Annotated in this window: 27 protein-coding genes; 15 read left to right on the top strand and 12 right to left on the bottom strand. The window is 52.4% G+C overall.

Annotated features, from left to right (window positions below; genetic code table 11):
• Positions 1 to 80: 80 nt before the first annotated feature.
• Both FCN45_RS22180 and FCN45_RS22185 read left to right on the top strand, forming a co-directional pair.
• The gene (locus tag FCN45_RS22180; RefSeq protein ID WP_137387299.1) at positions 81 to 1,589 is read left to right on the top strand and encodes a PTS transporter subunit EIIC; all 1,509 of its coding nucleotides are present in this window, start codon (positions 81 to 83) and stop codon (positions 1,587 to 1,589) included.
• An 18-nt stretch (positions 1,590 to 1,607) separates the two neighbouring features.
• On the top strand, positions 1,608 to 3,041 hold the full coding sequence (locus tag FCN45_RS22185) for a 6-phospho-beta-glucosidase (RefSeq protein ID WP_137387300.1): 1,434 nt from the start codon (positions 1,608 to 1,610) through the stop codon (positions 3,039 to 3,041).
• A 38-nt stretch (positions 3,042 to 3,079) separates the two neighbouring features.
• Here the strand turns inward: FCN45_RS22185 and FCN45_RS22190 are convergent, their stop codons facing one another.
• Positions 3,080 to 3,766, bottom strand: coding sequence for a hypothetical protein (locus tag FCN45_RS22190; protein WP_137387446.1), 687 nt, complete (start codon positions 3,764 to 3,766; stop codon positions 3,080 to 3,082).
• Between the two features lie 178 nt (positions 3,767 to 3,944).
• Here FCN45_RS22190 and FCN45_RS22195 point away from each other — a divergent pair, with 178 nt between their 5' ends.
• Positions 3,945 to 4,298, top strand: coding sequence for a DUF1428 domain-containing protein (locus FCN45_RS22195; protein WP_101761588.1), 354 nt, complete (start codon positions 3,945 to 3,947; stop codon positions 4,296 to 4,298).
• Positions 4,299 to 4,410: 112 nt separating this feature from the next.
• Here FCN45_RS22195 and FCN45_RS22200 read toward each other — a convergent pair whose 3' ends face one another.
• Complete coding sequence (locus FCN45_RS22200) at positions 4,411 to 4,806, bottom strand: VOC family protein (protein ID WP_137387301.1); 396 nt, start codon at positions 4,804 to 4,806, stop codon at positions 4,411 to 4,413.
• Between the two features lie 180 nt (positions 4,807 to 4,986).
• Here FCN45_RS22200 and FCN45_RS22205 point away from each other — a divergent pair, with 180 nt between their 5' ends.
• Positions 4,987 to 5,850 carry a substrate-binding domain-containing protein gene (locus FCN45_RS22205; RefSeq protein ID WP_137387302.1) on the top strand — a complete coding sequence of 288 codons (864 nt, stop codon included), beginning with the start codon at positions 4,987 to 4,989 and terminating at the stop codon, positions 5,848 to 5,850.
• A gap of 26 nt (positions 5,851 to 5,876) precedes the next feature.
• Positions 5,877 to 6,227, top strand: coding sequence for a DUF3147 family protein (locus FCN45_RS22210; protein WP_137387303.1), 351 nt, complete (start codon positions 5,877 to 5,879; stop codon positions 6,225 to 6,227).
• Between the two features lie 198 nt (positions 6,228 to 6,425).
• On the opposite strand, the gene FCN45_RS22220 is transcribed toward FCN45_RS22210, so the two are convergent.
• Both FCN45_RS22220 and ycgZ read right to left on the bottom strand, forming a co-directional pair.
• Positions 6,426 to 6,716, bottom strand: coding sequence for a hypothetical protein (locus FCN45_RS22220; protein WP_101761585.1), 291 nt, complete (start codon positions 6,714 to 6,716; stop codon positions 6,426 to 6,428).
• Between the two features lie 117 nt (positions 6,717 to 6,833).
• On the bottom strand, positions 6,834 to 7,085 hold the full coding sequence (gene ycgZ, locus FCN45_RS22225; protein WP_137387304.1) for a regulatory protein YcgZ: 252 nt from the start codon (positions 7,083 to 7,085) through the stop codon (positions 6,834 to 6,836).
• A 274-nt stretch (positions 7,086 to 7,359) separates the two neighbouring features.
• Between ycgZ and FCN45_RS22230 the strand changes: the two genes are divergently transcribed.
• Positions 7,360 to 7,512, top strand: a complete 153-nt coding sequence (locus tag FCN45_RS22230; RefSeq protein WP_137387305.1) for a type II toxin-antitoxin system RelE/ParE family toxin — start codon at positions 7,360 to 7,362, stop codon at positions 7,510 to 7,512.
• Positions 7,513 to 7,637: 125 nt separating this feature from the next.
• Positions 7,638 to 7,964 carry a DNA-binding transcriptional regulator gene (locus FCN45_RS22240; protein ID WP_137387307.1) on the top strand — a complete coding sequence of 109 codons (327 nt, stop codon included), beginning with the start codon at positions 7,638 to 7,640 and terminating at the stop codon, positions 7,962 to 7,964.
• Between the two features lie 102 nt (positions 7,965 to 8,066).
• Here FCN45_RS22240 and FCN45_RS22245 read toward each other — a convergent pair whose 3' ends face one another.
• Positions 8,067 to 8,900 carry an oxidoreductase gene (locus FCN45_RS22245; RefSeq protein WP_137387308.1) on the bottom strand — a complete coding sequence of 278 codons (834 nt, stop codon included), beginning with the start codon at positions 8,898 to 8,900 and terminating at the stop codon, positions 8,067 to 8,069.
• A 112-nt stretch (positions 8,901 to 9,012) separates the two neighbouring features.
• On the opposite strand from FCN45_RS22245, the gene FCN45_RS22250 reads away from it, so the two are divergent.
• The gene (locus tag FCN45_RS22250; protein ID WP_137387309.1) at positions 9,013 to 9,948 is read left to right on the top strand and encodes an AraC family transcriptional regulator; all 936 of its coding nucleotides are present in this window, start codon (positions 9,013 to 9,015) and stop codon (positions 9,946 to 9,948) included.
• 54 nt (positions 9,949 to 10,002) lie between these two features.
• A complete protein-coding gene (locus FCN45_RS22255) occupies positions 10,003 to 11,205 on the top strand; it encodes an FAD-dependent oxidoreductase (RefSeq protein ID WP_137387310.1) in 1,203 nt (400 codons plus the stop codon).
• 159 nt (positions 11,206 to 11,364) lie between these two features.
• Here FCN45_RS22255 and yddG read toward each other — a convergent pair whose 3' ends face one another.
• Together yddG and FCN45_RS22265 are read right to left on the bottom strand one after the other, a co-directional pair.
• Positions 11,365 to 12,252 (bottom strand): aromatic amino acid DMT transporter YddG, encoded by an 888-nt coding sequence (gene yddG, locus FCN45_RS22260; RefSeq protein ID WP_137387311.1) that lies wholly within the window; start codon positions 12,250 to 12,252, stop codon positions 11,365 to 11,367.
• A 126-nt stretch (positions 12,253 to 12,378) separates the two neighbouring features.
• Positions 12,379 to 13,230, bottom strand: coding sequence for a Vmh family MBL fold metallo-hydrolase (locus tag FCN45_RS22265; protein ID WP_137387312.1), 852 nt, complete (start codon positions 13,228 to 13,230; stop codon positions 12,379 to 12,381).
• 122 nt (positions 13,231 to 13,352) lie between these two features.
• On the opposite strand from FCN45_RS22265, the gene FCN45_RS22270 reads away from it, so the two are divergent.
• Complete coding sequence (locus FCN45_RS22270; protein ID WP_137387313.1) at positions 13,353 to 14,231, top strand: LysR family transcriptional regulator; 879 nt, start codon at positions 13,353 to 13,355, stop codon at positions 14,229 to 14,231.
• Between the two features lie 120 nt (positions 14,232 to 14,351).
• Here the strand turns inward: FCN45_RS22270 and FCN45_RS22275 are convergent, their stop codons facing one another.
• Positions 14,352 to 15,122 (bottom strand): helix-turn-helix transcriptional regulator, encoded by a 771-nt coding sequence (locus FCN45_RS22275; protein WP_137387314.1) that lies wholly within the window; start codon positions 15,120 to 15,122, stop codon positions 14,352 to 14,354.
• A gap of 117 nt (positions 15,123 to 15,239) precedes the next feature.
• Here FCN45_RS22275 and FCN45_RS22280 point away from each other — a divergent pair, with 117 nt between their 5' ends.
• Positions 15,240 to 16,028 (top strand): sulfite exporter TauE/SafE family protein, encoded by a 789-nt coding sequence (locus FCN45_RS22280; RefSeq protein ID WP_137387315.1) that lies wholly within the window; start codon positions 15,240 to 15,242, stop codon positions 16,026 to 16,028.
• On the opposite strand, the gene FCN45_RS23840 is transcribed toward FCN45_RS22280, so the two are convergent.
• The 3 genes from FCN45_RS23840 to FCN45_RS22290 form a co-directional block, all read right to left on the bottom strand.
• Positions 16,025 to 16,153 carry a hypothetical protein gene (locus FCN45_RS23840; protein WP_256377440.1) on the bottom strand — a complete coding sequence of 43 codons (129 nt, stop codon included), beginning with the start codon at positions 16,151 to 16,153 and terminating at the stop codon, positions 16,025 to 16,027. The genes FCN45_RS22280 and FCN45_RS23840 overlap by 4 nt on opposite strands.
• Positions 16,122 to 17,192 carry an ABC transporter substrate-binding protein gene (locus FCN45_RS22285; protein WP_137387316.1) on the bottom strand — a complete coding sequence of 357 codons (1,071 nt, stop codon included), beginning with the start codon at positions 17,190 to 17,192 and terminating at the stop codon, positions 16,122 to 16,124. Before FCN45_RS22285 ends, FCN45_RS23840 begins: the two co-directional genes overlap by 32 nt.
• Positions 17,193 to 17,279: 87 nt before the next feature.
• Positions 17,280 to 17,930, bottom strand: a complete 651-nt coding sequence (locus FCN45_RS22290) for a TetR/AcrR family transcriptional regulator (protein ID WP_246862573.1) — start codon at positions 17,928 to 17,930, stop codon at positions 17,280 to 17,282.
• 91 nt (positions 17,931 to 18,021) lie between these two features.
• On the opposite strand from FCN45_RS22290, the gene FCN45_RS22295 reads away from it, so the two are divergent.
• The 3 genes from FCN45_RS22295 (at position 18,022) to FCN45_RS22305 (ending at position 19,181) form a co-directional block, all read left to right on the top strand.
• A complete protein-coding gene (locus FCN45_RS22295; protein ID WP_137387317.1) occupies positions 18,022 to 18,279 on the top strand; it encodes a YdgH/BhsA/McbA-like domain containing protein in 258 nt (85 codons plus the stop codon).
• A gap of 76 nt (positions 18,280 to 18,355) precedes the next feature.
• Positions 18,356 to 18,799 (top strand): DUF417 family protein, encoded by a 444-nt coding sequence (locus FCN45_RS22300; RefSeq protein WP_137387318.1) that lies wholly within the window; start codon positions 18,356 to 18,358, stop codon positions 18,797 to 18,799.
• A gap of 46 nt (positions 18,800 to 18,845) precedes the next feature.
• Entirely contained in the window at positions 18,846 to 19,181 is a 336-nt protein-coding gene (locus FCN45_RS22305) for a multidrug efflux SMR transporter (protein ID WP_101761572.1), read from the top strand.
• Between the two features lie 39 nt (positions 19,182 to 19,220).
• Here FCN45_RS22305 and FCN45_RS22310 read toward each other — a convergent pair whose 3' ends face one another.
• Positions 19,221 to 20,273, bottom strand: coding sequence for an SDR family oxidoreductase (locus FCN45_RS22310; protein WP_137387319.1), 1,053 nt, complete (start codon positions 20,271 to 20,273; stop codon positions 19,221 to 19,223).
• A gap of 97 nt (positions 20,274 to 20,370) precedes the next feature.
• Here FCN45_RS22310 and FCN45_RS22315 point away from each other — a divergent pair, with 97 nt between their 5' ends.
• The gene (locus FCN45_RS22315) at positions 20,371 to 21,270 is read left to right on the top strand and encodes a LysR family transcriptional regulator (protein WP_137387320.1); all 900 of its coding nucleotides are present in this window, start codon (positions 20,371 to 20,373) and stop codon (positions 21,268 to 21,270) included.
• The last annotated feature ends 60 nt before the right edge of the window (positions 21,271 to 21,330 follow it).

The following is a 21,330-nucleotide window of genomic DNA, read 5'->3' on the forward strand; positions in this document are numbered from 1 at the left end:
TTGCCGGAATGATTTTCTAACATTGCCGGAATTAGTTCGCTCCTGACGGACTGAATTCCCTCTGGCAATGGAAGAAAACCATGGCAATAGATTATGCGGATTCTGCGAAAGAGATCGTTAGACTGATAGGTAGCGATAATAATGTGATAAGTGTGACACATTGCGCTACACGTCTGAGGTTTGTGCTGAAAGATTATTCTCTGGTCGAGGTTGAATCACTAAAGCGGGTAAAAGGCGTTATCACCGCGATGCAGGCCAGCGGCCAGATGCAGGTGGTGATTGGCAATCACGTTGGTGATGCTTACCGCGAAGTGCAGAATCTACTCACTTTCGACGAAAGTACAGCGGTACCACCGCCTAGTGTCGGTATGGTTAGCCGCATTATGGATATCATCTCCAGTATCTTTGCGCCTTTTCTCTATCCACTGGCAGCCTGCGGTGTGCTGCAGGGCATCATTTCGCTGCTGACCGCCATCGACCTGATGGATCCGGCAAGCGGCACTTATCGCATCCTTAACTTCGTTTCTTGGACCGGTTTCACCTTCCTGCCCGTGATGGTGGCGTTTACCGCCGCCAAAAAATTCAATGTCAATCCGTTCACAGCGGTTATCTCCGCCTGCGCGCTGGTGTCGCCGGATTACCTTAATATGTTGACGGCCAACAAAATCCTTACCGCCAACTCAGCCGATCCCGCAGTGCAGGCTTTGATGAAGAGCGCGGTCGAAAATCCCGAGATTTCAAAGGTAATGGTGCAGATCGTTGGCATTCCGCTTGATGCCGCGCCGCTAACCTTTATGGGGCTGCCGGTAGAGTATTTGAGTTACACCTCGTCGGTAATCCCCATTATTTTGATGGTGTGGGGCATGTCGTATGTACAGCGTTTCTTCGAGCGCCTGCTTCCGATGGTGATACGCAACCTGTTCACGCCCATGTTCTGCCTCGCCATCATGGTTCCGTTCACGCTTCTGGCATTCGGTCCGATCGGTAATATGATCGGCGGCGCCATCGGTGGCGTCTATAACACCCTTTATCATCTCAGCCCTGCCATTGCCGGATTTGTGGTTGGTGCCTTGTGGATGCCACTGGTTACCTTGGGCGTGCATTGGGGCATCACGCCAGTGACCGTCGGTAACTATGCCACCCTGGGCTACGACACCTTTACCGGACTGCAAGCCTCCGCGGTATTTGGTATGGCGGGCGCGGTGCTGGGCGTATACCTGAAGGCGAAAGACGCTGAGCTTAAGCGCATGGCGCTTTCTGCGGGTGTAACGGCGCTGTTCGGCATCACTGAACCCGCCATTTACGGTGTGGCTCTGCGTCTTAAACGACCGATGATTTGTGGCTGCCTGGCGGGCGCTGCCGGCGGCATGATCGCCGGGGCTTTCAACGCGGTTTCATGGAGTTACTGCATTCCCGGCATTGCCGTCCTGCCGGTGTTCTTTAAAGAGGGGCACATGACGCAGTTCCTCGGCTTCCTGGTATCCATATTCGTCGCCTTCATATTGGGCATGGTTTTCTCCTGGGTCGCGGGATTCAAAGAAAACAGCCAACCTGACGTTCGCTCTGTGCTGCAGCCTGGCACCCTCTGATAAATAGAGATACAGATTATGAATAAGCCATTTCCAGAAAATTTCATGTGGGGCGGCGCTGTTGCCGCTCATCAGGTCGAGGGAGCCTGGGATAAAGGCGGTAAAGGCCCGAGCATAGTCGATGTCCTGACCAGCGGGGCGCACGGTGTTGATCGCGTCATCACCGCCGACATTCAGGATGACTGCTTTTATGCCAATCACGAGGCATCAGACTTTTACCATCGCTATCCTGAGGATATCGCGCTGTTGGCAGAAATGGGCTTCCGCTGCTTCCGCACCTCAATTGCCTGGTCGCGTATTTTTCCACGCGGCGATGAAGCCGAGCCGAACGAAGAGGGGTTGCGTTTTTACGATGCGCTATTCGATGAGCTGCTGAAATACGGGATTGAACCGGTAATTACGCTGTCCCATTTTGAGATGCCAAACTTCCTGGTCACCGAATATGGCGGCTGGAAAAGCAGAAAGGTTTTGGACTTTTTTGTCCGCTTCAGCGCGGTGGTTATTGAACGCTTCCAGCACAAAGTAAAATACTGGATGACCTTCAACGAAATTAATAATCAGCGCAACTGGAAAACCCCGCTGTTTGGTTATTGCTGCTCGGGCGTTATTTTCACCCACGAGCCTAATCCTGAAGAGTGCATGTATCAGGTTCTGCACCATCAATTTGTGGCAAGTGCTCAAGTGGTGAAGTTGGGACATGAAATTAATCCTGCACTACAAATTGGTTGCATGATCGCCATGGTGCCGCTCTATCCGTTTTCCTGTCATCCGGATGACGTGATGTATGCCCAGGAAGCGATGCGGGAGCGATTCCTGTTCAGTGACGTGCACATGCGCGGTCATTATCCGGCTTATATTCTCAATGAATGGCAACGCAAGGGATACCATATTGCAATGGAGCCCGATGATGCGCAGATTCTGCGGGAAGGCTGTGCCGATTATATCGGGCTGAGCTATTACATGAGTAATGCGGTCAGTAAAGAAAATGCCGGCAGCGGGACGGCGCTTTCAGGCTTCGAGGGCAGCGTACCGAACCCGCACGTTAAAGCCTCAGATTGGGGCTGGCAGATCGATCCGGTTGGGCTGCGTTATGTTCTAAATATTCTTTATGAGCGTTACGAAAAGCCGCTGTTCGTGGTGGAAAACGGTTTTGGTGCCATCGACAAAATGGCTGAAAAGGGCGAGATCAATGATGACTACCGCATCGATTATCTGCGGGCGCATATTGAACAGATGAAGAAAGCTGTGACCGAAGATGGCGTCGATCTTATGGGATATACCCCTTGGGGATGTATTGACTGCGTGTCTTTCACCACCGGCCAATACAGCAAGCGCTATGGTTTTATTTACGTAAATAAAAACGATGATGGTAGCGGTGATTTTTCCCGCTCGAAGAAGAAGAGTTTTGACTGGTATCGCCGGGTCATCGCCAGCAACGGCGAAGAACTCTAGCGAAATATGTGCGACAGGGATGTCGCACATTGAGATCCTTATGGCTTCTCTTTTTCTTCTTCAACTGGAATCAGCGGTTCATCAATAGCGATGGATGAATTAGATTTCAGCAGCTGAATATCCAGAATCACGTAGGTCATGGTGGTGATGAACAGTGAAATCACGCTGCCAATCACGCCGCTGGTGGTGAACGTGAAATAGTTATACATCACCACCCAGGTCACACAAATAAACAGCGCCAGCGCAACGTTAATTGCCGATTGCGAATAATTCGTGGTGCGTGATCCCATTTCATTAATTTGCCGACTGAAATTCACGCCGCTGTATTTCTCCAGCACAAAAATTCCCTGTTCCCAGTTACGCAAGCGTCGAGCGCCGCTGCGAGTCAGAAATACGTACAGCAGCGAGATGAATAAACCAGAAAAAGCAATCAGTACCGGCACCGCTTCCAGCGCGTAAGCGAGGCTTTTATGGCTCGATGCCTGCGGCGTGAGATCCAGCGTTAACGACGCACCGAGTGCGGCATATAAAAATACAAACAGTAGCAGAAACAGCGCATTGCGGCGCCAGTCGAGGTCGGCTTCGTGATTCTTCTGCTGTCGTGCGCTGTGCAGCGCCTGCTGTAATAAGGTGGCATCGGTGGATGCAGTGTCAATACTCTCAATCTCTTCACCCAACAAACGGTGAATAAACGGCTGATCGGCCGGTTCAATGGTGATGCGCATAGATTTCTCGGTGACGTAACGATCAAAGGCGTCAGTGTAACGTAAATCGTCTGGCGCGCGCAGAATCTGCGAGTAAGCGCGCAAATTTTCATCTCTGTTTCGGCTCAGCTTGCACATCATTTATACAATTAATGCGCGGTTATTACTGACCGCGCAAATGACGACGGAGTAACGAGCTATGTCGTATGTAGATGGTTTTGTTGTAGCGGTGCCGGAGGCTAATAAGGAGGATTATCGTGCCATGGCGGCTAAAGCCGCACCGCTGTTTAAAGAGTTTGGCGCCACGCGTGTTGTCGAGTGCTGGGCAGACGATGTTCCCGAAGGCGCGCAGACCGATTTTTATCGCGCGGTAAAAGCCGAAGAGGGCGAAACGGTGGTGTTCAGCTGGATCGAATACCCATCGCAGGAAGTACGTGACGCCGCCAATGCCAAAATGATGTCCGATCCGCGTATGAAAGAGATGGGCGAGAATATGCCGTTCGATGGTAAGCGTATGATCTATGGTGGATTCGCGATTTTGCTGGAGGCGTAGTGGAGAGCAAACGTGATTTTGCACGCTCTTGGGATGGTCGCCATTCATGAATGGCGACCCTGCAGCCGAGGTTTTCGCAGGGTGCACATTTATACGCACCTGGAAAAGAGGATTATGATTGAGCCCATTGTTGGCATTGAATCACCGTCTGGTATCCATCATGGTCCTGAAACGTCTGGCCTTGCTGCTCCCAATAAGGATTATATGACGTGACGCGGGCAAAGCCAGCCGCAATCATCTTATGGCAGGTTTGCTGCCATTCATCGTGGTCTGGTAGATAAATCACCATCAAATCCTCTTCAGATGGACACGGTTTAATCGGATGCTCACTGCAATGGGTGAATTCCAGATGCCACGGCAAGCCGGGATATCCCAGCATAACGCCGTTAAATCCAGCATGATCTTCAAACGATCCAATCTCATTTAAACCTAAGCCGCAGCAATACATATCGCGACTTTCAGTCAGGTTAGTTGCAGGCCTGGCAATACGCATAGTCAATGCGTTCATGTTTATCCTTCTGTTTCTCACTTAGGTCTAATAACTTTAGCGAATGAGAATTTATCATGGCGCATTGCGTGCTCAGCGCTACCAGTGATTGGCGCTCGCGGATTATTCGGGTAACGTGGAATGCTTAACTTTGTTACCTACAAATAATTACCGCACGCTAAGTTGCAGGAGAGTCATTTCATGGCCGTTAATTCTAATATCGTCGGCATTGTCAGCGATGAGTTCATCAATCCCAACACCGTAAAGCTGCTTAATGAAGTCACGCGCCAGTTGAATGAGCGTGGTTTTATTACGCTGCTGCTGAATGCGAATTCCCGCGAAAGTTTTCAAAGCGCGCTGCGTAATGCGGCGCAACTTCCTGTCGGCGGCTTGGTTTTTCTGACTTCGCTGTTTAGCGATGAACTGAGTGTGTCGGCCGAGATTCTGCCGCAGACGGCAACGGTTCATCTCAGCCACAGCGCCAGCGCGGATGCTAACGTTGTGATTGCGGATGGTTATGACGCAGGCGAAGAGATGGGATTGCTGCTGCTGTCGCAAGGTCATCAACGTTTCGGCTTTATGCACAGTCAGGAAAATAGCGCGCCGGCGCGCCAGATGGACGGTTTTGTCGCTAGCCTGCAAGCTGAACAGAAAGAACTGAATATCGAGCTCTCTGCCGGTGGCAACGATCGCGAACTGGCTTATCAGGCAATGATGGCGTACTTGAAGAAAACGCGCGCTGCCGAGCGCATCAATGCGCTGTTTTGCGAAAGCGATGTGCTGGCGTTCGGCGCGTTACAGGCGGTGCGCGACTTCGCGCAAGGCGCACATGTTGCGGTGGTGGGTTTTGATGATGTCGATGAGGCGCGCGCGTCAACCTGGCATCTCACCAGTTGGGCGCAGCGACGGGATTTACTGGTGGCCGAAGCGCTGAATCGTTTGCTGGAAAACCGTGCCGACGCCAGTAACGCCTGGCAGCAGGGCGAATTGCAGGTGCGCCATTCGCATCACGGCAAACATGTGCCGGGCGAAATGTCGCAGTGCGGATGTGCGATTCGGCATTAATCGCCTGAAGCAGGAAGGATAATCGGATGCTCTGGCTCATCGCCAAATACGCCATAACCGCTGGCATGGTGGTGCTGATATCTGAAGTGGCTAAGCGTAGCGATCGCCTTGGCGGGCTGATTGCCGCACTGCCTTTGGTGACGGTGCTGGTGCTGATCTGGATGAAGCTGGAAGGCCAAAGTCAGGCCAAAATTGCCAGTCACGCGTGGTACACCTTCTGGTATGTGGTGCCAACCTTGCCGATGTTTGTCGCCTTTCCATTTCTCTATCAACGCCTCGGATTCTGGCCGACGTTGTTCGCGAGTTGCGTGCTCACCATCTTGCTATTTCTGCTTTGGGCCACGCTGCTCAAGCGTTTGGGTATTGAGTTGATGTAGGTTTATTAGGATAACGCTTCACCAATATCCGATCTTGCAATGCATCCATCTGCATTTCAGGAATAAGCTGAGTCAGCAGGCTGCTCTCGGCGAAAGGCGATTTTTCCGGTCCAGTGTGGCGCGCGAAGAAATAAGCGTGATGTGTTTACATTGAAAAACAAAAGGGCGAACGCGGATCAATCAGCATTCGCCCAACGTTTAGTGTTTGGTTCCATTACCTGAACCGTCACGATTGCGGAAAATATGCGTCACGTTATCGGTGTTTTTGATCGCAATTCCGCTCTGCTGCGGGGTTTCGATATGATTCATCACTTCCGACATCGCACGGCTCAGCGCTTGCTGGCGCGGCGGATCGCGTTCAATCGAAGCCATCACGCGCAATTTATCAAGCAGCGCGCGAGTAGAAACCGGGCCGGATTTTTTCAGCAACTGTAAAATCGCATCGCCCATGATGATGTCGGTGAGCCGTTCTTCATCACTTCTGTACATATATTCTCTCTGATTACCGCGGCAGACCTGCGGCAAATAACGAAGTGGATTCAGTCTAACCAGTAGCTGAATGAGGCGGAAACCACTTGGTTAATTCTCAGGCCAGCGGCGCCTGATTTAGGTTTCTCGTTCTACGGAAAACATCAGGCCGATTAATTGCTGATAGTGAATTTCCGCTTCAGTACCGCGTGCTTGCTCCATACGGCACAGCAGCTTGGTGCATAGCGTTTTACGGCTTAACGTTCGGCCTGAACGCAAGATCTCGACCACAATCTGCCCCAGCGTTTCCTGCTGCGAAGGCAATGAGGCTTCTTTGAAGTAGCGTGCAATAGCTTCCGACGCTGTGGAAAAGTTACGATCCTGACGCATGGTTCCATCCTCAAGGTTGACGTATAACTTTAGCCATCAAACTTATACAAGTTTAATTAATATGTACAGGAATATGGCGAATCAGTTTCGTAGTCATTTGGCCAGAAGTGCTAATTTATTATTAACAATCACTTAATGAACAGGTCAGGGAGGTTGAGTGTATTTCATACAATGCTCAGTGATGAAGGCTGTTCTTGAGTATATGTATTGCACTTAGTACAATAGGTTTTCATGCCAGGACAAGAAGAGTCCTCATTAAGAACGGAGGGAACACATGGCAATTTATGTCTTAAAGCCATTCGATAGAAACACCAAAGGTGACGCTATCGATAGTGCAAAATTATGCAAAGCGGCGCTGGAAGTCATGGCAGGGATTTATGAAGCCAGTTTCGGCGGGGGAGTTTACAAGAAGCGCATTCAAAAGTAGTGGTCTAGAGATATCTGAATCTGATCTCGCTCTCTACAAGGAAGTGGCCAAACAACTGTTTGAAATGACATCAGAACAAGCAAAAGTAGCCATCAATACTGGCAAGATGCGTGAGGTAAAATGTGATGGTTAATCATCTGAAAGATCTACAAGAGATCGCCAGGGATTTTAATGAAATTGGTGTGGTCACCGATGAGCTAAAAGAAAAAATTGATTCTCGTGTGAGATTGCGTGAATTGCGCGCTTCGCTACCTGTCCTGCACATGATGTCGGGAGATGAAATAAATCAGTTACGTCAACGTTATAATCTGAGCCAGGCGATGCTGGCCGCCTACGTCGGCATGTCAGTGGGGACGGTAGTGAAGTGGGAACGAGAAGAGAAAAAACCTAACGGAGCAGCACTGCGATTGCTCAATCTTATCGAGCGAAAGGGGTTGGAAGTGCTGCAATAATGCCTGTTAGTTGAGGGTAAACCGGTCGCCATGAATGTCAGCGTGGCGAGATTTTATAGGGTGCGCATTCATGCGCACCTGAATATCACCGCAATTATTCCATCAGCCATCCGTCGATCGCGTCAGTGCTTCCCAGCGATCAATCTCGGCGCTAAATGATTCCATCTTCTGCCGCACCAATGCCAAAGCATCGCTGCCCAGCAACAGATGCGCGGGTTGATTGCTGCTTTCGATCACATCGAGCATCGCGCTGGCGGCTATAAACGGATCGCCCAACTGTTTGCCACTCTTCTCTTCACGCGCCTGTCGAATCGGATCGAACAACGCATCATAATCGGCGATGCTGCGTGCGCTGCGCACCATCGAACGCCCGGCCCAATCGGTGCGAAACGATCCGGGTGCGACGGCGGTCACATGAATATTGAACGGCGCCAGTTCTTTGCTCAGGGTTTCCGAAATCCCTTCCAGCGCAAACTTGCTGCCGCAGTAATAGCTGATGCCAGGCAGGGTGATAAAACCGCCCATCGAGGTGATGTTGAGAATGTGGCCCTGACGGCGCTGGCGCATAAAGGGCAGCAGCGCTTTAACCATCGCCACCGCGCCAAACACGTTGACGTCAAACTGGCGGCGCATCTCGTCCAGTGATGATTCCTCCATCACGCCTTCGTGACCGTAACCGGCGTTGTTCACCAGCACATCAATTGGGCCAACGCGGGTTTCAACATCGGCAATTACCGCCTCAATGGCGGCGAAATGGGTAACATCCAATTCATAGGCGAAGGCATTTTCCGTATGCAAATTTTCAAACTCGGCTTTTGCCGTAGCATTGCGCACCGTACCGACCACGCGATAGCCACGATTTAGCGCAACCTGCGCCAGCGCGCGGCCAAATCCGCTGCTGACGCCAGTGATGAATAATGTTTTAACGTTGGACATTTGCAGTTCCTCCTCAAAAAAGTAGAGGATGCATAATATTCTGGCGCTGAAACGGCCATAAGGCCTTATCTTGTGTAATGCTTGCCTAATATTATGAATGTGATGTTATTCGATGAAAGAAACGCTCCAGCAGCAAACCGTAAAACTGCTTAAAACGTTAGCGCCGCAGGAAGGTTACAACCTCACCGCGCTGCCGGACGTACGCATCCTGCGTTCCGATCGGCCGCTGGCGCGTACGCCGGTGCTGTACGACCCGGGCATCGTGATTGTTTGTCAGGGATCGAAACGCGGCTTCTTTGGCGATCAGGTTTATCTCCACGATGAGCAGCACTATCTGGCGGTTGCGGTGCCGGTGCCTTTTACCATGGAAACCGCGGCATCGGCGGAACATCCGCTGCTGGCGATTTACCTGCATCTTGATTTCAGCGTGGCGACGGAATTGCTGTTGCAGCTGGAGCAGCAAGATGTGGCGTTTGAGAGCCAGGCGGCGCAGAGCATGATGTCGAGCCCCATGGATCAGACGTTGCGCGAGACGGTGTTGCGCTTTCTCACAACGCTAAATCATCCGCTGGATGCGAAGATGCTGGGTCCAGCGCTGGTGCGTGAACTCTATTATCGCGTGCTGACCGGTGCGCAGGGCAGCGCGCTGCGAGCGGCATTAACCTTGCAAGGCCAATTTGGCAAAGTGGGCAAAGCGCTGAGCCACATTCACGCGCACTATGCGCAGCCGCTAACGCTGGGACAACTCGCGTCGCTGGCGGGCATGAGCGTGCCCACTTTTCACACCCATTTTAAAAGCATCACCAATCAGCCGCCGATGCAGTATGTGAAGTCGGTACGATTGCATCAGGCGCGCATGTTGATGGTACGTCAGGAGATGACGGCGGCTGCGGCCTGTCACGCGGTGGTCTATGAAAGCGCCTCGCAGTTTAATCGTGAGTTCAAACGCCTGTTCGGTTTACCGCCGGCCGAAGAGATCAAACGCATGCAGCGCAACTTTGCCGTGCCGCCGGCGCATCAGGCATCGACGTTCGTTTCATCACATTAGCGCCAGGTTATGCTATAAATGATAACGATTATCATTTTTGGCGTGAGGCAGAGGATGCAGGCAGCACAGGAAAACGCGATAAGCGCGGATTGTTGTATCGTTGGCGGCGGCCCGGCGGGATTAATGCTGGGCTATCTACTGGCGCGCGCGGGCTTACGCGCCGTGGTTATTGAAAAACACCCCGACTTCCTGCGCGATTTTCGTGGCGACACCATTCATCCCTCAACGCTGGAGATCATGCGCCAGCTGGGATTGCTCGATGAGCTGCTCACTTTGCCGCACCAGCGCGCGGAGAAGCTGCAGGCGGAAGTGGCGGGTGAAGAGATCACCATGGCGGATTTCTCACGTCTACCGGTTGAGTGCCGCTTTATCGCCTTTATGCCGCAGTGGGATTTCCTCAATTTTCTCGCTAAAAAAGCCGCCGAATTTCCGGGGTTTACCCTGCTGCAATCCACCGCATTTGATGACTTTATTTATGAAAATGGCGTAATCAGTGGTGTAAAAACGTTACAGGGTAACGAGTGTCACATCATACGCACCGCTTTAGTAATAGGTGCTGATGGCCGCAATTCGCAGGTCAAAGCCAAAGCCGGATTAACCGGAAAAAGCTTTGGTGCGCCACGCGATGTATTGTGGTTTCGGCTTGAGAAACATCCCGACGATCCGCAACTCGGCATGGGTCATAAAGGTCCGAAGCAAAACTTTATCGTTATCGATCGTGGTGATTACTGGCAGTGCGGCTACACCATTCAGAAAAATCAGTTCGACGAGTTAAAGCTGGCGGGATTGGACGCGCTAAAAAGCACCATGGCGCAGGTGGCTCCGTTCAGTGCAGAGCGCATGGCGGAAGTTGATGAGTGGGACAAACTTAAGCTGTTGTCGATTCGCATTGACCGCCTCGATCGCTGGATGAAACCTGGCGTGCTCTGTATCGGCGATGCTGCGCATGCCATGTCGCCGATTGGCGGCGTGGGGGTTAACCTGGCGATTCAGGATGCGGTGGCCGCAGCCAATATGCTGACCAAACCGCTGCAGCAGGGCAATGTAGCCTTGCACGATCTGCAAAAAGTGCAGCAGCGCCGCCAGTTCCCAACCGTCGCCACCCAATTCCTGCAAATCAAAATGAGCAGCAACAAGCGCAAACGCAGCACACCAAGCAAAGTGCCGCAGATCATCAGCCGTTTTCCGTTCCTGCGCCATCTGTTTGGCCGCTTGATTGGCCTCGGCTTCCGCACCGAAAAGCCGCGTTATTTATAACCGGCAAAAAAAAAGCCCGCTAAGCGCGGGCCAGGTAAAGGTTACCAATCTGAAATTCTCGTAGCAACGCATTGCTGTGTGTTGCGTCGCTATAGTAGCAACACATCGCGATCTGTGCAGGAAATGATCAACGAGTTAATTTTGTTCTCAGGATAAGCATTATGCTTGCTGCACGCGCGTTGACCACCAGCACATCAGCGATCCAAGGCTGACCATCGCGGTGCCCTGCCAGAAGGCGACGGTCAGATGCGAGCGCAGAATAAAGGCGGCGAGAATCGAAGAGATAATCGGAATGAAGTAAGACGCGGCGGCCAAAATGGTCACGTTGCCATGCAGAATGCCGACATTCCATGCGGCATAGCCAAAACCCATCGCCATCGCAGCAAGCGCCAGACTGATACAAACTTCAGGGGATAACACAAACGGCGGCTGGGGTGAGAGCAAAAACTTCAGCCACAACGTCAGCGCAGTCAGGATAAAGAACAGCGTTATACCATTGCTGCCGTTAGCAATTTTTTTGGTTACCACACAATACACCGCCCAGATAACCGCGCCGCTCAGCGCCAGGCCGTAACTCAACGGATTATCCATCACGTTATGGGCGATTTCGCTGAATGAAAAACCCTGGTCGCCGCCCAACACGCGACAAATGCCGGCAATCGCCAGCAACACACCCGGAATAATCAGCGGATGGGTTTTTTGTCGATTCACTATCACCGCGAAAACAATGGTCAAACTTGGCCACAGATAATTGACCATGCCAACCTCAATCGCCTGGCGACCGCTGTGGGTAAAGCCTAATGAGAGTGACAGGCAGAGTTCATAACAGACGAACAGCACGCTGCCGATAATCAAATAACTGCGCGGGAAAGCGCGCAGCTTTGGCAAGCCTACGGTGAAAATCAGCAAAATAGCGCTGGCGCTGTAGATAAGCGCCGCGCCGCCTACCGCGCCGAATCCTTCGCTGACATTTTTAATCAGTCCTACAATCGCGCTCCACAGCAGAATGGCCAGCAAGCCAATCAGCGTCGCCTTCTTTTGAGGCATGACCCGCCACCTTATTTCGCAAATTCGGGCCAAAATCCTATCAAATCAAACTTGCTTTGTATTTGCTGGATTTACTGCTGCGATGCTGGTCGCCATTTATGGCGACCTCACTCACTGAAACATCAATTACCACTTCATCTCGCCGGTATTCACTTTGGCGCTCAAATCCAATGAACTCTCCTCCGGCAGATGCGGATAAGGGGCTTTCATGGTCTCGATCACCTGTGCCGAACCTTTATGCTTCTGCAGCGCTTTCTCAAAAGTTTGCAGGTAGTTCAAAGTGAAAGTAACAGCCGCATCACCCGCCGGGCGCTCGCCGAGATAATGGCCCGGAATCACCTGCTTAGGTTGCAGCTTTTGCATCTCGCTCAGCACATTGCGCCACTGCTGACGAATAACAGGTGTTTGCGTATCGGCGGTCCAGACGTGAATGCCGGAAGCCACGCCGGTGCCGCCGATAATCGCTTTGTTCGCCGGGATCCACACGTAAGCCGCGTAATCATTGGCGTGACGCAGTTCCAGCGTTTCACCATCAACGTTAAACGTCGTGGCATGCGTAATCTGCGGAACATATAGCTGCTTTGGCGCGCCGTCCTTCATCTGCGGCCCCCAATATGCCAGCTTGGCGGCTTTACTGGCTTCGATGTGTTTTACCACCTCCGGCGTTGCCACGATCTTCACCTGCGGGAACGCTTTTACAATCGGTTCCAGACCAAAATAGAAATCAGGATCGCCGGAGGTAATAACAATCTGCGTCAGCTTCTTGCCGCTGGCATTGATCATCTGCACCAGCTTCTCGCCGTCTTTGGTGCTGAACTGCGCATCAAACAGTATCGCTTCATGCGGACCAGAAACCAGCGTCGAAGAGACCGGGAAAATGCCGTTCTCCTGCGGGTTATACACGTCTAAATTGAGCGGCGCAGCGAAGGCCGGCAGGGCGGCAAAGGCCAATGCCAGCGTCAACGTTTTCATTTTCATCGAATTTTCCTTTATCCGGCACCTCGCCGTCTTTGAGGGCTTTATTGTAGAGAAATTGCTGGCTGGTAGAATTCCCGAAACTGGATATGATCAGTTTCATAAAACGATCAGATGGAGCCAACATGGACAGAGTCACGGCGGCAACGGTATTTAATCGCATTTGCGAGCTGGGCAGCTTAAGTGCCGCAGCGCGTGCGCTGGATATTTCGCGGCCGATGGTCAGCCGCTATCTGGATGAAATGGAGAAGTGGGCCGGTGCACGTTTGCTGCACCGCTCATCGCGCAAACTGACCATTACGCCCGCTGGCGAGAAGATCCTCGAAAAATCGCGCGCGCTGGCGAGATTGGCTGAAGAGATTGCCGAGCAGGGCGCGGATAGCGAACCGCACGGCACCTTGCGCGTCGCCTGCGCGCACTCCACCGCCACGCATATTCTGGGCCCGATAATTCCGGCATTTCTCGCGCGTTTTCCGACGGTGCGTATCGAACTGGAGATCAACAATCAACCGGTGAGTTTAATCGGCGAACGCATTGATGTGGCGGTGCGGATTACCGACGATCCCGAACCTGGCGCCATTGCCCGACGTTTAGGCGAATGTGTTTCGGTGGTGTGCGCCTCGCCTGGCTATCTGCAAGCGCGCGGTGCGCCGCAAACGCCTGCCGATCTCGCACAGCATAATTGCCTGCATTACAGCCGTTTCGCCGGGCAGAGCTGGCAGTTTTCCGATGCGCAGGGCGAAACCCTTTCAGCGGCAGTGCAAGGGAATTTCAGCGCCGGTATCTCGTCGGTGTTGTGTGATGCGGCGATTGCCGGTTGCGGTTTAGCGATGGTGCCGGAAATGGAGGCGCGTCACGCCCTCGACAATGGACAGCTACAAACCGTGCTGTCGGCTTATCAGCCAAAAACGCTGGCCATCTATGGCCTCTACATGTCGCGCGAACGGCAACCGGCGGCGCTGCGGGCGTTTCTCGACGCGGTGCAGCAGCAGTTAACCGCCTGAATTTCGACACGTATCTGTTTCAAAAGGAATAAGATTATTTTCAGTGTGTTATGCATGATATCGTAGCCTCAAAAAGCCGATTTTCAGCCTGAAATCGCCAAATGAGTGGTGAAACTTTGCTCAGTCATGGTCGATGTAAAATGATGGCGCCTGACCGGTGACGCGACGGAACATGGTGGAGAAAGCGGAGCTGCTGTCATAGCCGAGCGAGAGCGCCACCTCGTTTATCGATTTGCCCGCCACCAGCCACGCCAGCGCCGTTACCACACAGGCGCGCTGTCGCCAGGCGGAAAAGGACAAGCCGGTCTGCTGCAGGAAATGGCGGCGGAAGGTGCTGGGACTCATAAACAGTGTGCTGGCCCAACGATCGGCCGGGTTGTGAATGGTTGGTGCTTGTAAGAAGTTCTGGCATTGCGCCAACAGCGCCGGATGTTGCGGCAGTGGAATATCAAATTCCCTTACAGGCATCGCCGCTAGCTCCAGCAGCAGCAACTGCACCAGCGCTCGATCGCGATCGGATGCGTATAACAGCGGTAAATCAACGGCTTCAATCAATAGCTGTCGCAGCAGCGGCGAGACGCTGATGACGCGACAGCGATCGCTTTCACGCAGAGCTGCCGCACAAACCGGCTCGATATACAGACTGCGCGTCGAGACACCCACAAACTTAACGCTGTGCGCAGTGTTTGGCGGAATCCACACCGCATGCTGCGGCGGTACCACCCATTCGCCCGCCTGCGTTGCGACGTGCATCAAACCCGTTGCGCCATACAGCAGCTGCGCGCGGCGATGGCGATGCTCTGGCAGCACAAATCTCTGCGCGTAGTCATTGCCCAGCGCCACCACGTCACGATCAATATGGTCGTATGCATCAATGTGGCTATTTCGCATCACCGACATCCACCGCAAATTGACTGATTTGCAAGGGTAAATGAGCGCTGCGCAAATGGGAAGTGGGCAGCTTGCTGCGTAAGCTGCATCACTCTTTTCATGATGCAGAGAAAGGCGATGGACGAGCTGTTAATTATTGGGCTGGCGGGTTTTGCCACTGGAATTACCACGATGCTATTTGGCTTTGGCGGCGGTTTTGTCGTGGTGCCGTTTGTCTATCAATTGTTGTTGCAGCAGCCGCTACTGGCGTCGCAGGCGATGCATATCGCGGTGGCAACCTCGACCGCCGTGATGATTTTCAACGCCGGCTGGGCCAGTTATCAAAACTGGCGGGCTGGCAAATTGCATGATGTTCCTTTGTTGCCGCTAATTTGGTTTATCGCGCTCGGAGCGGTGATGGGATCGTGGCTGGCGGGCGTGATGAGCGACATTTGGGTGCGCAGGCTGTTTATGCTTTACATGATGGTGACTATCGCTGATTGCCTGCTGCGGAAAGGCTTCTTTAGCCGCACTGCACCGCGAAGGTTGTCGCGGTTGACCGTCAGCGCGGGCGGCACAATGATTGGTGTGATCGCCGCCATGCTCGGCGTTGGCGGCAGCGTAATGACCGTGCCGCTGCTGCGGCGTCATGGTTATGCCATGCGCGACTGCGTCAGCGCGGCCAATCCGCTGTCGCTGCCGGTCGCCGTTTTTGGCGCGATAACTTACGCCATCAGCGGCTGGCAGCAGATTCCCGTCAGCGGTTATCTCGGCTTTATCAGCCTGAAAATTTTACTGCTGCTGGTGGCCGCCGGTTTTATCGGGATCGTGTTTGCCCGGCGCTGTATTCCGGCGGTGCCCGATGTCTGGCATGCGCGTGTCTATGTTCTGCTGTTGTGCATGGTATTGTTGGCTATCGCGGTTTAAACCGTGGATTGGAAACCATGCTGGTGCAAGATGAGCTGCGCTGTGGCTGAAGAGATAAATGCCGCCACCAGATCCGGCCACGCCGCGCGCAAACTACCGGCCGCCAGAATCTTGAGCGTGGTCATGATAGTGCGTCCGGTAGAAGCGCTGATACCAGCGATCGGCTTGTTGTTGCATATTGATGTCGTGGAATTTTTCCGGGTAGAGCTTTTTCGCCATCCACAGCTCTCCGAGGCCAATCGCTTCTGGCATCGGATAGCCCCACGCTTTGGCGTATTCCGGCATCAGCCACACCCGATGATTTTTCACAGCATCAATGGTTTGCCAGCGCGCATCCTGCTGGATCTCCTGCACCACGTTGGGATAGCGATCCTGCACGAAAATCACTTGCGGATTCCACGCCACTACCTGTTCCATGCTGACCTGCTTGAAACCCTGCACGGTCGCGGCAGCGACATTGAATGCGCCCGCATGCGCCATCATCAAGCCAGTATATTTGCCCGAGCCGTAAGTGGTGAGGTCGGGATTCGCCATATAGGCACGCACGCGCTGCTGTTCAGACATATTTTTTAAACGATCGCTGATGATTTTGCGTCCGGCAAAGGCGGCATCAATCAGTTCCTGTGCCTGTTTTGGCTTGTTAACCACATTGCCAATTAGCGTGATGCCTTCCTTAATGCCGAGATCGTAAGCCTGATCTTCATTCTGCATACTGGGATTCATTTTGCCTTGCTGACCGGCGTCATCGTGACGCAGTGAGATCGCCAGCACCGGAATGCCCAGGGCAGAAATCTGGTCGATCATCTCTTTCGGCGCATAGTTGGTGACAAACACCACCTGCGGATGCAGTGCCACCAGCTTTTCGAGATCGACATGCGTCAAATCACCGAGCATTGCTTTGTGCGTCAGCTCCGGCACTAATTGCGCATAACCCTCACCTAACTGCTGTTTCCAGTTCGCCAAAATCCCGACGATTTTATCGGTGGCGTTGAGCTGCACCAGCAGGTTCAGAGTTTGGTGCTGCAGCACCACCACGCGATCAATCCTGTTCGGAATCTTCACCTGACGGCCAATTTGATCGGTGACGATGCGGCTGGCATAGCTATGCAACGAGGTGAAAGTGAGTAATCCCGCCAGAATAATCCGCTTAAAATAGGTATGCATAAAAGCTCCTGAATTCGATATGCACCAGAGTATATAGCGATTAACCAAGCGGAGATATGGCTGTTTTTAACATCACAATGCTCAGTATCACTCGCACATTACTGCGTCGATCACCTTATCGATCATACTGTTAATCACTTCCTGGTCGGGATTATCCAGCGCCATCAGGGCTAAACCACTTTCGAAAGTCAGAATAAATTCAGCGGCTTCGTCAGGAGATAATTTGCATGACAGGGTGTTGTTCTGCTGTGCAAGCTGCGCTTCCTCGATTATCCACGCTTTAAATGCATGACGTTCGTTGAATAACTCCGCGCCTAACGATGAGGCTTCAGGGCGAAATGTGAGCGCGGAAAACACCAACAAGCAGCCTGGCGGTTTGCCTTCGCAGGAAAAAAGGTTAAATGCCGAAAAAAGGAACTGCTTAATCTTGTTGCTAAAACTCAATTCTTCAGAGGAAAGAATCGCCTCTAAATCTGGCAGCCACGTCGCTTTGTAATGTTCAAGCGCAGCGATAAACATCCCTTCTTTATTACCAAAAGCCTGGTACAAGGTGGCGGGCTTGGTACCGGTTGCCTGGGTAAGATCGTTGAGTGAGGTGGCTTCATAACCTTTGTTGGCAAAGATCGAGAACATGATCGCCGCCAGCTCTTCTTTGGGTAACAAACGTGGTCTGCCTGATTTTTTTTTGACATTCATTGACATAACTCCCTTCCGACCTGAACTTTCTGATAAATCCATCACATATTTTAGCGTTAACTAATAAAATGTGGTGCGTTTGCTCTTCGGTTGCGTTATATATTTTAGCGAACACTAACAAAAGGAAGATATCATGAAAAGCGCAATCATCGCAGTTTTGCTTTTGATCCCATTTTTCTCTAACGCAGCTCAGGAACTCACGCGTAACAGCAGTGAAAATGTGGTGCGTTCCGGCAGTATCAGCGTGCAGGGCGGCACGCACAGTGAACTGGTGACAAAACTAATGGCGAAAGCCGAGATGACGGGCAGTGATTTTTATCGAGTGACCTATATCAATACGCGTCAGCAGGGTTATGCCACCGCCACCTTATATGACAGCGTTGAGATGTAATCGACATCATGAACCATGACTTTATGCCAGCTCATTTCTTATTAAGCTGGCTGCATAAATCACTGGAGAGTTTATTATGACAACAGCTAATCAAGTCTGTACTTCACGAGTGGTCCATTTCCTCGCGAGCAAAGAACCGATGGTATTGCGATTATCGGTGATTATTATTTTCCTGGTTTTTGGTGTGGCGAAGTGGTTTGAATTCGAAGTTCAGGCGCTGGCACCCCTATTTATGAAAACATGGCTGAGTATATTTCCCTACTTCCTCGGTCTTCATGGCAGCAGCTATTTCCTGGGCGTAGTAGAGATGACGACGGTTATTCTGCTCATCGCAGGCTTTAAACGTCCACTGTTAGGTATGATCGGCGCTGGATTGTTGATACTTACCGGGTTAGTTACCTTAAGTCTGTTACCGCAGTTAGGCGGACTCGATTCGTTTATTTTTAAAGATATTATGGTGGTGGCGATTGGTCTGACGTTACTGAAGCGCGATTTAATCCGTTGGAAAAACAACCTCTAACAGCTACTCTATAACGCGTGTTTACTCGGGCATTTAAGAGGGCTTTATGAATAATGTTTACGTGATACTGGCGATATCCATCGTCGCTGAGACGATTGCCACAACCATGATGAAGGCCTCGCAAGGATTCTCACGCCTTATTCCCAGCGTGGTTGTGGTAATAGGTTATGCCATTTCATTTTATGGATTATCTCAAGTGGTTAAACAGATGAATGTCGGCATTGCTTATTCTATCTGGGCCGGAATGGGTATATTTTTGGTGTCGGTCATGTCTTATTTTTTCTACAACCAGAAACTGGATTTCGCTGCAATAGCGGGCTTGATGTTAATCGGGTTAGGCATTGTGGTGATTCAGGTTTTCTCCAAAACCATTCTGCATTAATGAAGTAATAACAGGGAAGCACAGGCTTCCCTGTTAGCGTTAAGGAATAATGCGTGCTGCGCGTAACTGCGCAAACAGAGCAAAGAACATCTCATCCGTTGCCTGATAGCCGTTAAAACCCGCGCGCCGTATTTTACTGCCGTCACCAAACATGTCGTAATCCCAGCCAAAAACAAAATCGGCAAACAGCCCATCATTCAGCTGCAAGATATCCGGCGCGATCAGCTGATGTTCTATAGCGATGGTTTGCCATAGCGCGCGGTAATCCTGAAACAGCTGAGAAAACGACAGATTCACCGCCGGCGCGCTTTCCAGTTCAAACCACCGGGCAATCGCAGGCCACAGCTCACTCCAGCGCCATAAATCGCCGTTGTTAACGTTGAAAGCTTGATTGCGCGCGCCGGGCGCATTGGCCGCCCACAGCGTGGCCTGCGCAAGTAATCCCGCATCGGTATGATCGACCATGCTCTGCCAGGCGTGCGATGAACCGGGAAAACGTAGCGGTAAGCCCTGAGCTTTACACAGCGATGCGTAGAGCGCGATGCTCAGCGCCAGGTTCATGGCATTACCGGGTACCGCGCTGCCGACCACGCCGGGACGCAAGGCGTGCCAGTGCCAGCTTTTACCGCGCTGAAAGTCACTTAGCCAACGCAGCTGTTGCGCATTGAATTCGGCTCCCGCGACGCCGGGATCGCTTTCGCGCGCGGGCGTTTTGAACGGTCCCAGATGCGCGCCATACACTTTGTAGCCCTGCATCAAACTGACGCTGCGCAACTGCGCGATTTTATCGATGTTAACCACCAGATTGCGCAGCATCGTCACGTTGGGTTCGACCATTTCACGCCAGTTGGCAGCATTCAGCCAGGCACTGTAGAAAATATGCGTGACCTGATTAAGCGGGGCCAGTGCCTGTGCACTGTGCTGCGCATCCAGCAGATCGACATGGATGAAAGGGATATCGTGCGTTGAGATTGCAGGCTGGCGCGTCAGGCCGATCACCTGCCAATCCTGCTGACGCAGCGTTTTTACCAACTCACTGCCGACAATGCCGGTTGCGCCCGCGACCAGCGCGACGTGATGTGTTTGCGACATGATGATTCTCCTGTGAACAAGACAGGCACAGTGTTATCTATTATTTTTATTGCTGATATCCCACTATCCAGATGCCACTTATCAGAAAAATCATTAAATGAATAATAAACTCAACGCCATCAATACCTTCCTTCGCGTGGCGGAAGCCGGATCGTTTTCGGCAGCAGCGCGCCTGAGCGGGATGAAGCAATCCGCCGTGAGCCAGCAAATCGCGGCGCTGGAGGAGGAACTCGGCATCGTGTTGTTGCACCGCACCACGCGCGCGATGAAATTGACCGAGCAGGGCAAGCGATACTTACAGCAGATGCAGCCGCTGCTGGCCGCGATGCAGGACGTTGAAAGCCAGTTGCGCCCGGCGCAGCAAGCGCTGCAAGGCAGCGTGCATATCCAATTACCCAGCGGATTAGGCCAGCGCTTGCTGCCGCCTTTGCTGGCGCTGCAACGCGCGAACCCAGAACTGCATCTGACCATTGCGCTCGACGATCGTGTGGCTGAACTGGTGAGTGAAGGCGTGGATATCGCGTTGCGCCTGAGTGAAATGCCGCCGGAGATGTTTCCGGCGAGATTACTGGCGCGTATTGAAACGCCGCTGTTTGCTGCACCTGAGCGGGTACGCGCAACACCGATTACCTCGCTGGCAGAGCTGGCCGCGCATCCGCATGTTCGCTTTAGCGGTATCGACAAACAGGCACCGCTGCGCCTGATATCCAACCAGGAAACCGTAGCGCTAACCGTGAATACCGTGTTTCGCGCCAACAGCAGCGAAGGGTTGTTGCAGGCGCTGCAGGCGGACATCGGCGTCGGCGGCATGCAGTTACCACTGGTGCAGGAGGCATTAAAATCAGCTTCGCTGGTACGCATCTTGCCCCAATACCGTCTGCCAGACCGTTTTCTCTACGCGGTATTCCCCGATGCGCGCTTTATCCCGCTGCGCGTCAAACGTGTGGTGGAAGTGATCGAACAGGTTGTGGATGCGTTAATTCCTGCGGCCGGTTAAGCCGCTCTCCATCGTGGCGCAAGACTGCGCCATTTTCGTGCTTCTTATCGCAACCGCTAC

The sequence above is a fragment of the Pantoea sp. SO10 genome (genome assembly GCF_005281435.1).
Classification (GTDB): Bacteria; Pseudomonadota; Gammaproteobacteria; order Enterobacterales; family Enterobacteriaceae; genus Pantoea; species Pantoea leporis.

What these genes read in the sequence shown, in the direction of transcription:
- FCN45_RS22230 (WP_137387305.1), top strand. Translation starts at nt 7,360, where the DNA reads ATGGCAATTTATGTCTTAAAGCCATTCGATAGAAACACCAAAGGTGAC.
- FCN45_RS22300 (WP_137387318.1), top strand. Translation starts at nt 18,356, where the DNA reads ATGACAACAGCTAATCAAGTCTGTACTTCACGAGTGGTCCATTTCCTC.
- FCN45_RS22245 (WP_137387308.1), bottom strand. Translation starts at nt 8,900, where the DNA reads ATGTCCAACGTTAAAACATTATTCATCACTGGCGTCAGCAGCGGATTT.
- FCN45_RS22275 (WP_137387314.1), bottom strand. Translation starts at nt 15,122, where the DNA reads ATGCGAAATAGCCACATTGATGCATACGACCATATTGATCGTGACGTG.
- yddG (WP_137387311.1), bottom strand. Translation starts at nt 12,252, where the DNA reads ATGCCTCAAAAGAAGGCGACGCTGATTGGCTTGCTGGCCATTCTGCTG.
- FCN45_RS22290 (WP_246862573.1), bottom strand. Translation starts at nt 17,930, where the DNA reads ATGGATTTATCAGAAAGTTCAGGTCGGAAGGGAGTTATGTCAATGAAT.
- FCN45_RS22310 (WP_137387319.1), bottom strand. Translation starts at nt 20,273, where the DNA reads ATGTCGCAAACACATCACGTCGCGCTGGTCGCGGGCGCAACCGGCATT.
- FCN45_RS22295 (WP_137387317.1), top strand. Translation starts at nt 18,022, where the DNA reads ATGAAAAGCGCAATCATCGCAGTTTTGCTTTTGATCCCATTTTTCTCT.
- FCN45_RS22250 (WP_137387309.1), top strand. Translation starts at nt 9,013, where the DNA reads ATGAAAGAAACGCTCCAGCAGCAAACCGTAAAACTGCTTAAAACGTTA.
- ycgZ (WP_137387304.1), bottom strand. Translation starts at nt 7,085, where the DNA reads ATGCGTCAGGATCGTAACTTTTCCACAGCGTCGGAAGCTATTGCACGC.
- FCN45_RS22185 (WP_137387300.1), top strand. Translation starts at nt 1,608, where the DNA reads ATGAATAAGCCATTTCCAGAAAATTTCATGTGGGGCGGCGCTGTTGCC.
- FCN45_RS22195 (WP_101761588.1), top strand. Translation starts at nt 3,945, where the DNA reads ATGTCGTATGTAGATGGTTTTGTTGTAGCGGTGCCGGAGGCTAATAAG.
- FCN45_RS22270 (WP_137387313.1), top strand. Translation starts at nt 13,353, where the DNA reads ATGGACAGAGTCACGGCGGCAACGGTATTTAATCGCATTTGCGAGCTG.
- FCN45_RS22190 (WP_137387446.1), bottom strand. Translation starts at nt 3,766, where the DNA reads ATGCGCATCACCATTGAACCGGCCGATCAGCCGTTTATTCACCGTTTG.
- FCN45_RS22205 (WP_137387302.1), top strand. Translation starts at nt 4,987, where the DNA reads ATGGCCGTTAATTCTAATATCGTCGGCATTGTCAGCGATGAGTTCATC.
- FCN45_RS22255 (WP_137387310.1), top strand. Translation starts at nt 10,003, where the DNA reads ATGCAGGCAGCACAGGAAAACGCGATAAGCGCGGATTGTTGTATCGTT.
- FCN45_RS22180 (WP_137387299.1), top strand. Translation starts at nt 81, where the DNA reads ATGGCAATAGATTATGCGGATTCTGCGAAAGAGATCGTTAGACTGATA.
- FCN45_RS22305 (WP_101761572.1), top strand. Translation starts at nt 18,846, where the DNA reads ATGAATAATGTTTACGTGATACTGGCGATATCCATCGTCGCTGAGACG.
- FCN45_RS22265 (WP_137387312.1), bottom strand. Translation starts at nt 13,230, where the DNA reads ATGAAAATGAAAACGTTGACGCTGGCATTGGCCTTTGCCGCCCTGCCG.
- FCN45_RS22210 (WP_137387303.1), top strand. Translation starts at nt 5,877, where the DNA reads ATGCTCTGGCTCATCGCCAAATACGCCATAACCGCTGGCATGGTGGTG.
- FCN45_RS22200 (WP_137387301.1), bottom strand. Translation starts at nt 4,806, where the DNA reads ATGAACGCATTGACTATGCGTATTGCCAGGCCTGCAACTAACCTGACT.
- FCN45_RS22220 (WP_101761585.1), bottom strand. Translation starts at nt 6,716, where the DNA reads ATGTACAGAAGTGATGAAGAACGGCTCACCGACATCATCATGGGCGAT.
- FCN45_RS22240 (WP_137387307.1), top strand. Translation starts at nt 7,638, where the DNA reads ATGGTTAATCATCTGAAAGATCTACAAGAGATCGCCAGGGATTTTAAT.
- FCN45_RS22315 (WP_137387320.1), top strand. Translation starts at nt 20,371, where the DNA reads ATGAATAATAAACTCAACGCCATCAATACCTTCCTTCGCGTGGCGGAA.
- FCN45_RS22280 (WP_137387315.1), top strand. Translation starts at nt 15,240, where the DNA reads ATGGACGAGCTGTTAATTATTGGGCTGGCGGGTTTTGCCACTGGAATT.
- FCN45_RS22285 (WP_137387316.1), bottom strand. Translation starts at nt 17,192, where the DNA reads ATGCATACCTATTTTAAGCGGATTATTCTGGCGGGATTACTCACTTTC.
- FCN45_RS23840 (WP_256377440.1), bottom strand. Translation starts at nt 16,153, where the DNA reads ATGACCACGCTCAAGATTCTGGCGGCCGGTAGTTTGCGCGCGGCGTGG.